Raw genomic sequence first — 14,111 nt, 5'->3', positions numbered from 1 at the left:
GACCGGGGTGCCCCATGCCATGCCGTCCTCCGGGTTGCCCGGCGGGCCCCGGCGGGTAGGGCGTCCGCACGCGGACGCCGGAGACCGCGGACCGAGGAGGCACGATGACCCCGCCCGTGACGTCGGACTTCTACGACCTCGAGGCGCTGCTCGACGACGCCGACCGGGAGGCGCTGCACCGCGTCCGCGCGTTCATGGACGCCGAGGTCGAGCCGGTCATCAACGACTTCTGGACGCGAGGGGAGTTCCCGCACGAACTCGTCCCGGGCCTCGCCGGGCTCGGCGTCGCGGGCGCCCAGTACTCCGGGTACGGCTCCCCCGGCCGGTCGGCGCTGTTCGACGGGATGGTCGCGATGGAGTTCTCCCGCGGCGACCCCTCGATCGCCACGTTCATGGGGGTGCACGGCGGCCTGGCCATGGGGACGGTGCACCTGTGCGGCTCGGCGGAGCAGAAGGAGCGCTGGCTGCCGGCGATGGCGCGCATGGAGCTCATCGGCGCCTTCGGCCTGACCGAGCCCGAGCACGGTTCCGACGTGGCCCGGGGCCTGCAGACGACCGCCCGCCGCGACGGCGACGCGTGGGTGCTGACCGGCGAGAAGAAGTGGATCGGCAACGGCAGCTTCGCCGACCTGGTGATCATCTGGGCCCGGGACGAGGAGACCGACCGGGTGCTCGGCTTCGTCGTCGAGAAGGGCGCGCCGGGCTTCTCCGCCGTCGACCTCCGGGACAAGATCGCGCTGCGGGCGGTGCAGAACGCGCACATCACCCTGGACGGCGTCCGCGTGCCGGAGGAGAACCGGCTGCAGGAGGCGAACTCCTTCCGGGACACCGCGCAGGTGCTGCGCGCGACCCGGGTCGGCGTCGCGTGGTCGGCGGTCGGCTGCTCGCGCGGAGCCTACGAGCACGCGCTGCGCTACGCCGACGGCCGGCAGCAGTTCGGCAAGCCCATCACGAGCTTCCAGCTGGTGCAGGACCTGCTGTTCCGCATGCTCGGCAACATCACCGCCTCGGCGACGCTGTGCGCCCGGGCCTCGCAGCTGCAGGACTGCGGCATGCTCCGCGACGAGCACGCGTCGATGGCCAAGGCGTACAGCACCATGCGCATGCGCGAGACCGTCGGCTGGGCGCGGGAGCTGATGGGCGGCAACGGGATCCTGCTGGAGAACCACGTCGGCCGGTACGTCGCCGACGCGGAGGCCATCTACTCCTACGAGGGCACCCGCGAGGTCAACAGCCTCATCGTCGGCCGCGCCGTCACCGGCGAGAGCGCCATTGTCTGAGCGGCGGCTCGCCGGTCGGCACTGTGCACTCCTCCACCCCATGACGGGCTCGTCACGTGGAGGAGTGCACAACCGTGGGCCGGCTGCACCCTCGGCCCCGCGCGGTCGTCGGCGTCCCGGCGTCAGTCGAAGAGGTCGGGCTGGTCGCGGCTGATCCGCTCCCAGATGGGCTGGAACTGGAACCAGCCGGCGAACTCGTACCCGACCTGCCCGCGGGTCACCGTCGCCTCCTCGTGCCCGATCCGCCGCGGCGGGGTGCCCAGCCCCGCGGCCGCGGCGTAGGCGGTGAGCTGGGCCTGGGCGGTGCGCTCGAGGGTGAGGAACCACCAGGCGGCGCTGTCGACCGAGGTGCCGACGGTCAGCATCCCGTGGTTGCGCAGGATCACCGCCTTGTGCCGGCCCAGCGCCGCGCCGATGCGGCGGCCCTCCTCGGGGTCGAGGACGACGCCGGAGTAGCTGTCGTGCACGCCGATGTCCTCGTAGAACGCGCAGGAGTCCTGGGTGAGCGGCTCGATGGTCATGTCCAGGCACGACAGCGTCTTGCCGTACGGGCCGTGGGCGTGCGCGGCGGCCAGGACGTCGGGCCGGGCGGCGTGCACCGCGGTGTGGATGGCGATCGCCGCCCCGTTCACCGCCCGGTCGCCCTCGACGACCTCGCCGTCCTCGTCGACCCGCACCAGGTCGCTGCTGCGGATCATGCTGAAGTGCATCCCGAAGGGGTTCACCCAGAACGTGTCGGGCGCACCCGGGTCGCGCACGGTGATGTGCCCGGCCACCCCCTCGTCGAGCCCGGCCCGGCTGAACATCCGGAACGCCGCCGCGAGCTTGGCCTTGCGGTGGGCGCGCTCCTCCTCGACCGAGCCGAACGCCGGCGGCGTGGCCATCCGCAGCTGCCGGCCGGTGGCGTCGGTGTCGGCGGCCGCCGCGGGCAGCGGGGTCGAGGGGGACCGGTCGGTCACGGTCATCGGGAGCTCCTCCGCAGGTGGGCGGCACCGGTGCCGCACGCCTGCGAGTCTGCCCGACGCGACGCGCTCCGGCGGGCCGGCCGTCCGCCGCGCCGCGGTCCGGGCACTCTGGTTGAGTGTTGCGGGTCACAGCTGCCGCCGAGCACCCCGAGGAGGCCGGCATGACCACGACCGCGCAGAACACCGACACCCCCGCGGTGGACCGGCCACCGCTCCCGCGGCCACGCGCGAGCGCGCCGGCACCGGCCCGGACCAGGCCCCGGAGGCGGCTGCCGAGGCGATGACCGGCCTGGACATGGTGCTCGTCGACGGCGCGCGGGGACCGCTGCGCCGGCTGGTCCCCCCGGCCCGGACGGCGGTCCGCTTCGCCGCCTCCCTCGCCCGCCGCCCCGAGGTGGTCGCCCGCCGGGCCGGGACGCTCGCCCAGGACCTCGCCCGGATCGCCGTCGGCCGCAGCGACATCGAGGCCTCGCCCAAGGACAAGCGCTTCGCCGACCCGGCCTGGACGGGCAATCCCCTGCTGCACCGGGCGATGCAGGCGCACATCGCCACCGCCCGCGCCGCGGTCGGCCTGGTGGACGACGCCGACCTCGACTGGCAGGACGACGAGCGCATCCGCTTCTCGCTGACCAACCTGGTCGACGCGCTGGCCCCCAGCAACGTGCCACCGCTCAACCCGCTCATGTGGAAGGCGGTCGTCGACACCGGTGGCCGCAACGCCGTCGAGGGGCTGCGGAGGCTGGTCACCGACCTCACCTCGCCGCCGCGGGTGCCGTCGATGGTGGAGCCGGACGCCTTCACCGTCGGCGAGGACCTCGCGGTCACCCCGGGGTCCGTCGTCCTCCGGACGCCGGTGTTCGAGCTCATCCAGTACCGGCCGACGACCGAGCGGGTGCGCGCCGTGCCGCTGGTGATCGTGCCGCCGACGATCAACAAGTACTACATCACCGACCTCGCGCCGGGCCGCAGCATCGTCGAGCACTACGTGGGCGCCGGCCAGCAGGTCTTCATGATCTCGTGGCGCAACCCGACCGCCGAGCACGCCGACTGGGGCATCGACGACTACGGGCAGGCGGTGCTCGACGCGATGGCCGCCGCCGAGGAGGTCACCGGCAGCGACCGGGTGGCGCTGCAGGCGTTCTGCTCGGGCGGGATCATCACCGCGATGGTGCTGGCGCAGCTGGCCGCCACAACCGGCCTGGACCGGGTCGCCGCGGCCAGCTTCGCCGTCACCGTCCTGGACTGGGAACGGGCCGGCACCGTGTCCGCGCTCATGGACCCCGAGGCCGTGCAGCAGGCGGTGGCGAAGTCGCGGGAGAAGGGCTACCTCGACGGCGCGATGCTCGCCGAGGTCTTCGCCTGGCTGCGGCCCAACGACCTGGTGTGGAACTACTGGGTCAACAACTACCTGCAGGGCAAGCCTCCGCCGGCCTTCGACATCCTGTACTGGAACGCCGACACCACGCGGATGACCGCGGGGCTGCACCGCGACTTCATCGGGATCGCGGTGCACAACGCCCTGACGGAGGCGGGCGCGACGTCCATGCTCGGCACCCCGGTCGACCTGTCCGCGGTGGACGTCGACACCTACGTCACGGCCGGGATCGCCGACCACCTGTGCCCCTGGCAGGCCTGCTACCGGACGACGCAGCTGCTCGGCGGGCGCAGCCGTTTCGTCCTCTCCACCAACGGGCACATCGCCTCCCTGGTGAACCCGCCGACCAACCCGAGGTCCACGTTCCAGGTGGCCGAGCAGACCCCGGCCGACCCGGAGCGCTGGCTGGCCTCGGCGGAGAAGGTGAAGGGCTCGTGGTGGCCGGACTTCATGGCGTGGCTCGGCGAGCGCAGCGGCGCCGACGTGCCCGCCCCTGAGAGGCTCGGGTCGGCCGCCCACCCGCCGCTCGAGGACGCTCCGGGGAGCTACGTGCATGAGACCTGACCGCGCCCGCCCCGCCGCCGGGGAGACCCTGCGCACCGTGGGGGCCGCCGGTCGCAGCCTGCGGGTGTCGGTCCGCCCCGGGACGGACGACGAGACGCCCCCGCTGCTGCTCATGAACGGCATCGGCGCGAGCCTGGAGGTGCTGCAGCCCTTCGTCGACGCGCTGCAGCCGCGACGGACGGTGATCCGCTTCGACGTCCCCGGGGTGGGCGGGTCCCCGCGGCCCGTCGTCCCCTACGTGCTCGGCACGCTCACGCCCGTGGTGGCCGGCGTGCTGTCGCGGCTGGGGTACGACCGGCCGGTCGACGTCCTCGGGTTGTCGTGGGGCGGCGGGCTGGCGCAGCACTTCGCCGTGCAGCACCGGAGGCGGTGCCGCCGGCTGGTCCTCGCCGCCACCGGGACCGGCACCCTGATGGTGCCCGGCTCCCCCCGCGTGCTGCGCCGGATGCTCACCCCGCGCCGGCACCGGGACCCGGACTACGCCCGGTCCGTCGCCGGCGACCTGTACGGCGGGACCGTGCGCTCGGACCCCGACCGGGCGGCGCGGGTGCTGCACGCCGCCACGCGGCTCGGCCCGCGGCGCGGCTACTACTACCAGCTCGCCTCCTCCACCGGGTGGAGCAGCCTGCCGTTCCTGCGGCTCATCCGGCAGCCCACGCTGGTCGTGGCCGGTGACGACGACCCGATCGTGCCGCTGGCCAACGCCCGGATCATGGGCCGGCTCCTCCCCGACGCGCGGGTGCACGTCTACCGGGGCGGCCACCTGGCGCTGATCACCGAGGCCGACGTCCTGGCGCCCGTCGTCGAGGAGTTCCTCGACCGCTGACCCGGCACGGAGGACCGGGGACTACAGGCCGCAGGTGCCACCGACGAAGCCCTGCCGGAAGGAGTCGACCAGCTCGAACCCGCTGGTGTCCGAGCCCGGCAGGACCGACTCCTGCTCGCCGTAGCGCAGCAGGACCACGGCGGCCTCGTCGACGTCGCCGGGCGAGATCTCGACCGGCGCCCCGTCGACGTCCTCCTGGAACAGCTCGCGCGCCACCCACCCGGCGGTGCAGACGGCACCGGCCAGCGCCTCCGGCCCCTCCGTGGGCAGGCCGAGCTGGGCCCGGACCGCCAGCGCGTAGGGGACGGCGAGCAGCGCGTCCACCGCGTAGTCGCCGATCTCGGCGTACGCGGGTTCCAGCAGCCCCGCGGCGTCGTACCGGACCGTGCCGTCGCCGGGGCAGTACTGCAGGTCGAGCTCCGGGCCCTCGCCGGTGCAGACCGACCCGCTCTGCTCCCCCGCCCTGACGTCGGGCGGGGTGATGGTCGCGGCCAGCGGCGGGGCGTCGGCGAAGCCGGTCGTGGCCGCCTGCGTCCAGAACGCGTCGAGCACCTCCTCGGCCGAGGCCACCGACTCCTCGTAGGAGAGGTTGCCGCCGGTGCCGTCCTCCGCCGGCTCGAAGGGCTCGAGCGTGTAGACCCGGTCCTCGTCGAAGGCGGCGCAGGCCTGCGGCCCGTCGGCGTAGCCCTCCTGGAAGGCCGACAGCTGGTCGAACAGGGAGCCGTGCGCGCTCGGGTCGTCGGGGTCGCTGCCGGGCGGGTCGCCGAAGTACAGGTAGCCGAGCAGGTACCGGTCCAGCTCGGACGGACGGACGACGAAGTGCCGCGAGTTGCCCTGCACGACCCACTGCGTCCACGCGCCGGCGAAGCACTCGGCCTGGGTCTCGGCGACGATCGACGGGTCGTCCAGGTCGGCGTGCCCCTGGACGGCGTGCCCCATCTCGTGCGCCATGATCTCGGCGATGACGAACGGCCCGTACTCCTCGGCCAGGCCCGCCATCCAGGCCCGGTCGTAGAAGATCCGGTCGTCGCCGTAGCAGTAGAAGGCGTTGCCCTCCAGCTCGTCGAGCGAGTCGAAGCAGGGGCTGTCGGGCAGGTCGTCCTCGTCGGTCTCGTCCGGGTCGATCGACCAGAAGCCGCCCTCGACCTCGCCGAACTCCTCCCCGTAGACCTCGGGGAAGGTCGCCGTCCAGTAGTCGAGGACGTCGGCCAGCGCGTTGCGCGCGATCCGGTCGGTCCCGTCGCCGTCCTCGGCCAGGCCCACGACGAGATCGGCGTCGGTCGCGTCCATCCGCAGCCCGCCGGCCGGCGTGGCCACCCCGCCCACCTGGGTGGTGCAGGAGGTCAGGACGACGGTGGCGGCCACCGCCGCGACGAGGATCGTCGGACGCACGTGCACGGTCGGGCCACCTGTTCCTCCGCGGACGCCCGGCGGGGTCCGGCTCGCCGGGGAGAAGCTGCCCGTCGGGCCGCCCCGCCGTCAACACACCGCCCCCCGCAGCGCACCGCGGGCTCGGCGTCAGGCGGTCGCGCTCCCCTGCCGCAGCGCGGCCAGCACCGGGCCGTACATCGTCGTCTTGATCCCGGCGAGCCCGGGGCCGGCGAGCCCGGTCCGGGAGGCGGCCCGCTCGACCCCGGTCGAGCGGCCCGCCTCCTCCGCCACGGCGTCGTCGACGATCCCGGCGTCCCGGGCCTCGGTGCCGCCGTAGCGGCGTCCGGTGACCATGGCCTCGTGCGCGACCTGCGGGGTCAGCCGGGCCTGGATGAGCGCGGCCATCCCCGGCTGGAAGGGCAGCCCGAGCGCGGCCTCCGGCAGGCACCAGAAGCCTCGGTCGGCGCGCATCACCCGGCTGTCGTGCGCCAGGGCCAGCATGGCGCCGCCGCCGAAGGCGTGCCCGGGCAGCGCGGCGACCGTGTACAGCGGCGCGGCGAGCACGCGGGCCAGCAGCACCTCGATGCGCGCGGCGTACCCCTGCCCCTCCGCGGGGTGGGCGAGCAGCCAGTCCAGGTCCAGCCCGTTGGAGTAGAACCGGCCGCTGCCCGTGGTGACCAGGGCCCGCGCCCCCTCGGCCGCCTCGACCTCGTCGAGCGCCCGCTCGGCCCCGGTCAGCCAGTCGGGGGTGAAGCGGTTCTCGTCGTCGCCGAGGTCGAGGACGAGGACGTCGTCCTCCCGCGTGAGTGTGGGCACGCCCCGGGACGCTAGTCGGTGCCCGCCTCCATGGCGGCGCGGTCCAGCAGCTCCTCGTCGGGGGAGACCTCGCCGCGCGAGGCGATCGCCTCGGCGCCACCCTCGGTCAGGGCACCGATCAGCCCGGTGGAGGCGGCCTGCGCGGCGCCGACCAGGGCCGGCTGCGCGGTGCCGACCATGCCCAGGCCGGCGTACTGCTCGAGCTTGGCACGGGAGTCGGCGATGTCGAGGTTGCGCATGGTCAGCTGCCCGATCCGGTCGGTCGGGCCGAAGGCGGAGTCGACGGTGCGCTCCATGGAGAGCTTGTCGGGGTGGTAGCTGAAGGCCGGGCCGGCGGTGTCCAGGACCGAGTAGTCCTCGCCCCGCCGCAGGCGCAGCGTGACCTCGCCGGTGACGGCCATGCCGACCCACCGCTGCAGCGACTCCCGCAGCATGAGCGCCTGGGGGTCCAGCCAGCGGCCCTCGTAGAGCAGCCGGCCCAGCCGCCGGCCCTCGGAGTGGTAGCTGGCGAGGGTGTCCTCGTTGTGGATGGCGTTGACCAGCCGCTCGTAGGCGACGTGCAGCAGCGCCATGCCCGGGGCCTCGTAGATGCCGCGGCTCTTGGCCTCGATGATGCGGTTCTCGATCTGGTCGGACATGCCCAGCCCGTGCCGGCCGCCGATCGCGTTGGCCTCGAGCACGAGCGCGACGGCGGAGTCGAACTCCTTGCCGTTGATGGTGACCGGGCGGCCCTGCGCGAAGCCGATGGTCACGTCCTCGGTGGGGATCTCCACCGAGGGGTCCCAGAACCGGACGCCCATGATCGGCTCGACGATCTCCAGGCCGGTGTCCAGGTGCTCCAGCCGCTTGGCCTCGTGCGTGGCGCCCCAGATGTTGGCGTCGGTGGAGTACGCCTTCTCCGTGCTGTCCCGGTAGGGCAGCCCGTGGGCGACGAGCCACTCCGACATCTCGGTGCGCCCGCCCAGCTCGCTGACGAAGGCGGCGTCCAGCCACGGCTTGTAGACCCGCAGCCCCGGGTTGGCCAGCAGGCCGTACCGGTAGAAGCGCTCGATGTCGTTACCCTTGAACGTCGAGCCGTCGCCCCAGATCTGGACGTCGTCCTCGAGCATCGCCCGCACCAGCAGCGTGCCGGTGACCGCGCGGCCCAGCGGCGTGGTGTTGAAGTACGCCCGCCCGCCGGAGCGGATGTGGAAGGCACCGCAGGTGAGCGCGGCGAGCCCCTCCTCGACCAGGGCGGCCCGGCCGTCGACCAGCCGGGCGACCTCCGCGCCGTAGGCCTCGGCGCGCCCGGGCACGGAGGCGATGTCCGGCTCGTCGTACTGGCCGATGTCGGCGGTGTAGGTGCAGGGCACCGCGCCCTTGTCGCGCATCCACGCGACGGCCACCGACGTGTCCAGCCCTCCGGAGAAGGCGATCCCGACGCGCTCGCCGACGGGCAGGGAACTGAGGACCTGGGACTGCCTCCTGATTTTGCACACTCATCCATGACCATCCACAGCCGCCCCCGACCCACCCCCCGAAGGCGCCACTACGGCGGGGGACGGCGGCAGTCAGGCGGCGCGGACGACGGCCCGGCCGGGCGTTGGCCCGGAGGCGGCCGCTCCGGGCGTCCGACTGGCCGGAGGAGGGCCAATGCTCCGGGGCGGCCCGGGCGTCCGACTGGCCGGAGGAGGGCCAATGCTCCGGGGCGGCCGGGCGCCCTGGCCGCCCGGCTCCGCCCCCGGGCTCAGCCGGCGCGGCGGACGACGTGCCCGCTGCCGCCGCCGAAGGGCTCGACGGCGAACCCGCGGACGGACAGGACGTCGGCCAGCGCCCGGTTCATCACCTGCGCGACCGCGGCGTCGGCGGCGGCACCGTGCACCTGGTCCACGCTCATCCGCTCGTGCTGGCGCCAGGTGACGACGATCCCGTCGAGGTCGGGCTGGCAGCCCAGGCAGGCGCCGCCGAGCGCGCCGTCGTCGCCCGCGGCGTCGTGCAGGGGCAGGCCGGCCTCGGCCAGCGCGGCGGTCACCTCGACGGCGAGCGTGGTCAGCGGGTCCTCGTCGTCGACGACCTCCTCCCACTCGGCCGGCAGGCGCTGCAGCTGCTCCCCCAGGTAGGCCAGCCACGCCCACTCCTGCGGTGAGGGGCGGCGCTTGACCCGGCCGTCGGGGCGGCGCACGCCGTAGACCGCCTCGACCGACCCGGGCGCGTGCTCCGCGGCCGCCCAACCGGCCTCGGCACGGGTGGGGAAGGGACCCGCGACGACCGGGCCCCGCCCGTCGTCCTCGACCTCGGTGAGCCACCAGCCCAGGGCCGTCGCGCCGCCGAGGGCGATCCCGCTGACAGGCAGTCGACTCACGCTGTGCACCACCACTCCAGAGCTGGGGCCGGCGCCGGGGAGAGCGCCGGTGCCGCACGTCGCCGGCGAGCCGGGCCGTGGGCCGTTCGAAACGTAGGAGCCGGACCGCCGCCGGACCGCGCTCCCGCCGGGCGGGCTCCCGGCGCGTCGCGCGGATCTCGCGCGGCGGCCACGGGGAGTCGCGGCCCGCTCACCGCGGACCGGGCGTGACCATCCAGCAGCCGCTGGACCCGAAGGGCTCCACCTCGAAGCCCGTGGCGCGCAGCACCTCCGCGACGGCGGCGCTCAGAGTCCGCTGGACGGCGGCCTCCATCGCCGCGCCGCGCACCTGGTCGACGCTCATCCGGTCGTGCTGGTGCCAGGTGACCAGCACCCCGGCCAGCGCGGGACCGGGGCTCAGGCAGACCCCGCCGGCGGCGCCGTGCCCGGCGCAGTCGTGCAGCGGCAGCCCCGCCTCGACCAGCGCGGCGGCGATCTCGACCACGAGCGTGGTGAGCGCGTCGTCGTCGGAGACCAGCTCGTCCCAGTCGTCGCCGAGGCGGTCGAGCTGGTTCCCCAGGTCGGCCAGCCAGGCCCGCTCGGTGGGCAGCTGCCGGCGGACGACGGTGCCGTCGGCCCGCTGGGAGCCGTAGATAACGCGGGTGGACTCGGCCAGTCCGAGGGCCAGCAGCGCCCAGTCGGCCTCGACGCGGTCGGGGAAGGGCCCGGCGACGGCGTGGTCGCCGGGCTCGTCGACGTCCGCGTCGACCAGCCACCAGGCCGGGGCGGACCCGGGCTCGCCGATCCGCCGGCCCGCCGGGTGGGTGGCGACCCCGACCGCCGTCGCCTGCGCGGCCCGCGCCGGCGCCCCGGCGCCGTCCGACCCGCCGTCCGGGCTGCTGTCGAGCCCGCCGTCCACCGGCCGCGGGCCGGGAGCGGCCTCCACCGAGCGCGCCACGGGGGCGGCGGCGGCCGGTACCGCCGCGGTCCGGGCCTGCACCGCGTTGCGCTCGAACTCGTACCGCGCGGTCGAACCGCGCCCCAGCGCCACCACGAGGGCCGCCAGCAGCAGGAAGCCGAGCAGGGTCACCGCCGGCCAGAGCAGGAGCAGCTCCTCACCAGGCACGCCAGGCTCCTTGCGGGCCGGCGCCCCACGCGGCCGCGCGCTGCGACGACGCGCGGGTCCAGGCGAGCAGGCGGGCACCCAGGCGGGGCGCGGAGGCCCGCAGGGTCGGACGCGGGCGCTGCCCCGGCGAGGGGGTACCGGCCGGCACCTCCTCCGCCGAGAACATGTCCAGCAGCGCCGTCAGCCCGGTCTGCTCGTCCGTCCCGGACCGGGAGGGCGGGCGGGTGGCCAGTGCATGGGGGGCGTTCACGCGGGTGCTCCTCGAGGCGTCCGTCGCGGCCGGGGAAGAGCCGCTGACAGCACGAATAGTGGGGTCCGCGACCCGCGCCGGCGGCCCGCCGGACACGACCCGGGCGACGCCGCAACACAACCGTTGTGAACGCCTCGAGCGGGGCCGGTGACCCCGCTCCCGATCCGCCGCCATGTCGACATACGGCGAGGTCAGGAGCGTGGCGGGCCGGTCAGGACCGGGCGGTCGCACCCGGGCGCGGCATGTCGGCCGGCACGGCGGGCGAGGGGTCGGGGAAGGAGCGGTCCCCGAACAGCACCCGGCGCGCCGCGGCCCGCCCGGGCGGCGTGCGCAGCAGGGCGAAGCCGGCCGACGCCACGGCCGTCGTCCGGACGCCGGAGAGCCCGCGGCGCAGCAGCAGCCGCCCGCGGAAACGCGCCCGCAGGTCCGCGCCGTCGTAGGCGGCCGGCAGGTCGGTCCGGCCGGCGCGCAGCGCCTCGTCGAGGACGGCGGCGGCGTGCGCGGACAGGCGCAGGCACGGGTCGAGGCCGCCGGCCGTGAGCGGGGAGACCGCCCCCGCCGCGTCCCCGACGAGCAGGCCGTCCGACGAGGCGATCCGCCGCAGGAGCCCGCCGACGGGGATGGGGCCGCCGCGCCGCTCGACGTCCCCGGGCACGGCGGGGACGGGCCGGCCCGGCGCGGAGGCGCGGAACGCGTCCAGGGCCGCCCGCAGACCGTCGGGGAACCGGGTGGCGTGACCGGCGACGCCGACGTGGGCGTGCCGGCCGTCGTCGACCACCCAGGCCAGGTAGCCCGGCGCCAGGGCGGGGTCGAGCACGCAGTGGAAGGTGGGCGGCCCGGCGGACCCGGCCACCGGGAAGACCTCCTCCGCACCGACGAGCAGGTGCCGGTTGCGGTCCAGGCCGAGATCGCGGGCCACCCGCGACCGCGCGCCGTCGGCGCCGACGGCGAACCGTGCCCGGACCCGCACCGGCCCGCCGGGGCCGGTGAGCAGCCAGTCACCGCCGTCCCGCCCGCCGCAGCGGGTCCCCAGCGCGATCCGCACCCCCGCGCCGGCCGCCTCCCGGGCCGCGGCGAGGTAGAGCGGGCCCATGTCCCCGACGCGGAACTCGTCGCGCTCGCTGTCCAGCTCGACCGACCGCCGCCGATCGGGCGGGTACAGCACGACGCGCCGGATGGGCGGCCCGAGGTGCTCCGCCGGCAGCGGGAAGTCGTCGAGGGTCCGGCGCACGAAGATCCCGGTCGTGCGGACGGCGCCGGTCAGGGTGGGACGGCGCTCGGCCAGCAGTACGTCGTGCCCGCAGCGGGCCAGCAGGGTGGCCGTGTGCAGGCCAGCGAGCCCGGCACCGACGACGAGCACGTCGGCCGACCACGCTCCGGTCACGGGGCAGGCTCGTGCGCGGGCAGCGGGGCGTCGTGCTCGTCGGGGACCCACTCGAGCAGGTCGCCGGGCTGGCAGCCGAGCACCCGGCACATCGCCTCCAGCGTGCTGAAGCGGACCGCCTTGGCGCGGCCGTTCTTCAGCACGGCGACGTTGGCGGGGGTGAGCCCGACGCGCTCGGCGAACTCGCCGACGCTCATCTTCCGGCGGGCCAGTTCCACGTCGATGCGGACGACGATCGGCATCAGATGACCGCATCCAGGTCGGTGCGCAGCGCGGTGGCGTGCCGCAGCAGCGCGCGCATCACGACCAGGAGGAGCCCGACCACGGCCCCGATCAGCAGGAGCACGAGCAGCAGCAGCGGCAGCGCCGGGTCGTCGCTGACCTCGTCGACGACGAAGTAGTAGGAGCAGACGAGGGCCCCGGCGAGCATCGCCTCCCCGACCGCGACCGCCCGCACGATCGCGTCGACCCACGGCAGGGCATCCGCGCTGAAGATGCGGTCGTCGGCGACGAGGGTCAGCAGCCGCCAGGTGCACACGACGACCACCTGCACGCAGACCAGGCCGAGCACCGAGGCGGCGAGCATGGCCGCCCGCACCGTCGACTGCTCCGGCGAGGGGTCGGCGATGTCGGGGAGCATCCGGGGCAGCGCCGCGACCTGCGCGGCCACGAGCGCGGCGAACACCACGACGAGCAGGACGCGCAACGGCAGCACCACGCGGGGGATCCGGGACATGTATCGACCCTCGCGCTCTTGCTATCGATTGTCAATCGATACACGCCGACTGTCGCTAGCCCCTGGCGGTGTGATGCCGCCTGTCCGACGTGGCCGTCCCGGCGGGGAACCCCGCCGAAGTGGCCACGTCGGCGGAGGACGATGCCCGCGCGTGCGCGCGGCCGACCGCGCACGACGCCGTCCCGACCCGGCAGGATCGGCGCCCGTGACGAGCACGCCCGCCGACCAGCGGCTGCGCGACCTCGCGCGGCTGCGGCGCGTCCGCGACCGGATCGACCGCGAGTACGCCCGGCCGCTGGACGTCGAGACGCTCGCCCGCGGCGCGCACATGTCGGCCGGGCACCTGAGCCGCGAGTTCCGGCGCGCCTACGGCGAGTCGCCGTACTCCTACGTCATGACCCGCCGCATCGAGCGGGCGATGGCCCTGCTGCAGCGCGGCGACCTCAGCGTCACGGAGGTGTGCTTCGCCGTGGGCTGCTCGTCGCTGGGCACGTTCAGCACCCGGTTCACCGAGCTGGTCGGGATGTCGCCGAGCGCCTACCGCCGCGCGCTCGCGCAGACGACCGCCGGACTGCCGCCGTGCGTGGCCAAGCAGGTCACCCGGCCGGTCCGGCTCCGCGACCGGTCAGAAATCGAGAAGCCCCGGCAGCGCCCTCGTCCCTAGCGTGACCGCCATGACCGACATCGCCGTCCACCAGACCTTCCTCCCCCACGACGACCCGGAGGCCTCGCTGGCCTTCTACCGGGACACCGTCGGCTTCGAGGTCCGCCTCGACGTCGGCTCCGGCCCGATGCGCTGGATCACCGTCGGCCCGCCGGGCGGCGAGGGCACCTCTGTCGTGCTGCACCCGCCGGCCGCCAACCCCGGCGTGACCGAGGAGGAGCGGCGCACGATCGCCGAGATGATGGCCAAGGGCACCTACGCGAGCCTCATCCTCGCCACGAAGGACCTCGACGCGGCGTTCGAGCGGATCGCGGCCGGCGGCGCCGAGGTGGTGCAGGAACCGGTCGACCAGCCGTACGGTGTACGGGACTGCGCGTTCCGGGATCCCGCCGGGAACATGCTCCGCATCCAGCAGCTGCCCTGACCTCGCCTCA

Annotated in this window: 15 protein-coding genes; 5 read left to right on the top strand and 10 right to left on the bottom strand. The window is 75.1% G+C overall.

Going from position 1 to position 14,111, the window contains the following annotated elements:
* The first annotated feature begins 104 nt into the window (after positions 1 to 104).
* The gene (locus tag ACK586_RS00925; protein WP_409328576.1) at positions 105 to 1,280 is read left to right on the top strand and encodes an acyl-CoA dehydrogenase family protein; all 1,176 of its coding nucleotides are present in this window, start codon (positions 105 to 107) and stop codon (positions 1,278 to 1,280) included.
* A gap of 122 nt (positions 1,281 to 1,402) precedes the next feature.
* On the opposite strand, the gene ACK586_RS00920 is transcribed toward ACK586_RS00925, so the two are convergent.
* Positions 1,403 to 2,245 (bottom strand): class II aldolase/adducin family protein, encoded by an 843-nt coding sequence (locus ACK586_RS00920; RefSeq protein WP_409328575.1) that lies wholly within the window; start codon positions 2,243 to 2,245, stop codon positions 1,403 to 1,405.
* Positions 2,246 to 2,525: 280 nt separating this feature from the next.
* On the opposite strand from ACK586_RS00920, the gene ACK586_RS00915 reads away from it, so the two are divergent.
* Positions 2,526 to 4,184 (top strand): PHA/PHB synthase family protein, encoded by a 1,659-nt coding sequence (locus tag ACK586_RS00915; RefSeq protein WP_409328574.1) that lies wholly within the window; start codon positions 2,526 to 2,528, stop codon positions 4,182 to 4,184.
* Positions 4,174 to 5,010 (top strand): poly(3-hydroxyalkanoate) depolymerase, encoded by an 837-nt coding sequence (phaZ, locus tag ACK586_RS00910; protein ID WP_409328573.1) that lies wholly within the window; start codon positions 4,174 to 4,176, stop codon positions 5,008 to 5,010. The genes ACK586_RS00915 and phaZ overlap by 11 nt, the downstream gene beginning before the upstream one ends.
* Positions 5,011 to 5,031: 21 nt before the next feature.
* Here phaZ and ACK586_RS00905 read toward each other — a convergent pair whose 3' ends face one another.
* The 9 genes from ACK586_RS00905 to ACK586_RS00865 all read right to left on the bottom strand — a co-directional run bounded on the left by ACK586_RS00905 (position 5,032) and on the right by ACK586_RS00865 (position 13,013).
* Positions 5,032 to 6,408: a neutral zinc metallopeptidase gene (locus ACK586_RS00905; protein ID WP_409328572.1), complete on the bottom strand. Its 1,377-nt coding sequence runs from the start codon at positions 6,406 to 6,408 to the stop codon at positions 5,032 to 5,034.
* Positions 6,409 to 6,528: 120 nt separating this feature from the next.
* Positions 6,529 to 7,197 carry an enoyl-CoA hydratase/isomerase family protein gene (locus ACK586_RS00900; RefSeq protein WP_409328571.1) on the bottom strand — a complete coding sequence of 223 codons (669 nt, stop codon included), beginning with the start codon at positions 7,195 to 7,197 and terminating at the stop codon, positions 6,529 to 6,531.
* 11 nt (positions 7,198 to 7,208) lie between these two features.
* Complete coding sequence (gene argG / locus ACK586_RS00895; protein WP_409328654.1) at positions 7,209 to 8,666, bottom strand: argininosuccinate synthase; 1,458 nt, start codon at positions 8,664 to 8,666, stop codon at positions 7,209 to 7,211.
* A gap of 257 nt (positions 8,667 to 8,923) precedes the next feature.
* A complete protein-coding gene (locus ACK586_RS00890; protein WP_409328570.1) occupies positions 8,924 to 9,538 on the bottom strand; it encodes a hypothetical protein in 615 nt (204 codons plus the stop codon).
* A 190-nt stretch (positions 9,539 to 9,728) separates the two neighbouring features.
* Entirely contained in the window at positions 9,729 to 10,643 is a 915-nt protein-coding gene (locus ACK586_RS00885; RefSeq protein ID WP_409328569.1) for a hypothetical protein, read from the bottom strand.
* Positions 10,633 to 10,893 carry a hypothetical protein gene (locus ACK586_RS00880; RefSeq protein WP_409328568.1) on the bottom strand — a complete coding sequence of 87 codons (261 nt, stop codon included), beginning with the start codon at positions 10,891 to 10,893 and terminating at the stop codon, positions 10,633 to 10,635. The genes ACK586_RS00885 and ACK586_RS00880 overlap by 11 nt, the downstream gene beginning before the upstream one ends.
* Positions 10,894 to 11,104: 211 nt before the next feature.
* The gene (locus ACK586_RS00875) at positions 11,105 to 12,277 is read right to left on the bottom strand and encodes an FAD-dependent oxidoreductase (protein ID WP_409328567.1); all 1,173 of its coding nucleotides are present in this window, start codon (positions 12,275 to 12,277) and stop codon (positions 11,105 to 11,107) included.
* Positions 12,274 to 12,519 carry a helix-turn-helix domain-containing protein gene (locus ACK586_RS00870; protein WP_409328566.1) on the bottom strand — a complete coding sequence of 82 codons (246 nt, stop codon included), beginning with the start codon at positions 12,517 to 12,519 and terminating at the stop codon, positions 12,274 to 12,276. Before ACK586_RS00870 ends, ACK586_RS00875 begins: the two co-directional genes overlap by 4 nt.
* Complete coding sequence (locus ACK586_RS00865) at positions 12,519 to 13,013, bottom strand: DUF2975 domain-containing protein (protein WP_409328565.1); 495 nt, start codon at positions 13,011 to 13,013, stop codon at positions 12,519 to 12,521. The genes ACK586_RS00870 and ACK586_RS00865 overlap by 1 nt, the downstream gene beginning before the upstream one ends.
* Before the next feature lie 205 nt (positions 13,014 to 13,218).
* Here ACK586_RS00865 and ACK586_RS00860 point away from each other — a divergent pair, with 205 nt between their 5' ends.
* The gene (locus ACK586_RS00860) at positions 13,219 to 13,677 is read left to right on the top strand and encodes a helix-turn-helix transcriptional regulator (RefSeq protein ID WP_409328564.1); all 459 of its coding nucleotides are present in this window, start codon (positions 13,219 to 13,221) and stop codon (positions 13,675 to 13,677) included.
* Between the two features lie 10 nt (positions 13,678 to 13,687).
* On the top strand, positions 13,688 to 14,101 hold the full coding sequence (locus tag ACK586_RS00855; protein ID WP_409328563.1) for a VOC family protein: 414 nt from the start codon (positions 13,688 to 13,690) through the stop codon (positions 14,099 to 14,101).
* The last annotated feature ends 10 nt before the right edge of the window (positions 14,102 to 14,111 follow it).

Origin of the sequence: Trujillonella humicola, from assembly GCF_046233715.1 — a bacterium.
In the GTDB taxonomy this organism is placed as follows: domain Bacteria; phylum Actinomycetota; class Actinomycetes; order Mycobacteriales; family Geodermatophilaceae; genus Trujillonella; species Trujillonella humicola.
The sequence above is the reverse complement of the archived record's forward strand: the minus strand, read 5'-3'. Positions and strand labels throughout refer to the sequence as shown.

Excerpts from the sequence above, each read along its gene's own strand:
- ACK586_RS00925 (WP_409328576.1), top strand. The coding sequence starts at position 105 with ATGACCCCGCCCGTGACGTCGGACTTCTACGACCTCGAGGCGCTGCTC.
- ACK586_RS00920 (WP_409328575.1), bottom strand. The coding sequence starts at position 2,245 with ATGACCGTGACCGACCGGTCCCCCTCGACCCCGCTGCCCGCGGCGGCC.
- ACK586_RS00915 (WP_409328574.1), top strand. The coding sequence starts at position 2,526 with ATGACCGGCCTGGACATGGTGCTCGTCGACGGCGCGCGGGGACCGCTG.
- phaZ (WP_409328573.1), top strand. The coding sequence starts at position 4,174 with ATGAGACCTGACCGCGCCCGCCCCGCCGCCGGGGAGACCCTGCGCACC.
- ACK586_RS00870 (WP_409328566.1), bottom strand. The coding sequence starts at position 12,519 with ATGCCGATCGTCGTCCGCATCGACGTGGAACTGGCCCGCCGGAAGATG.
- ACK586_RS00865 (WP_409328565.1), bottom strand. The coding sequence starts at position 13,013 with ATGTCCCGGATCCCCCGCGTGGTGCTGCCGTTGCGCGTCCTGCTCGTC.
- ACK586_RS00855 (WP_409328563.1), top strand. The coding sequence starts at position 13,688 with ATGACCGACATCGCCGTCCACCAGACCTTCCTCCCCCACGACGACCCG.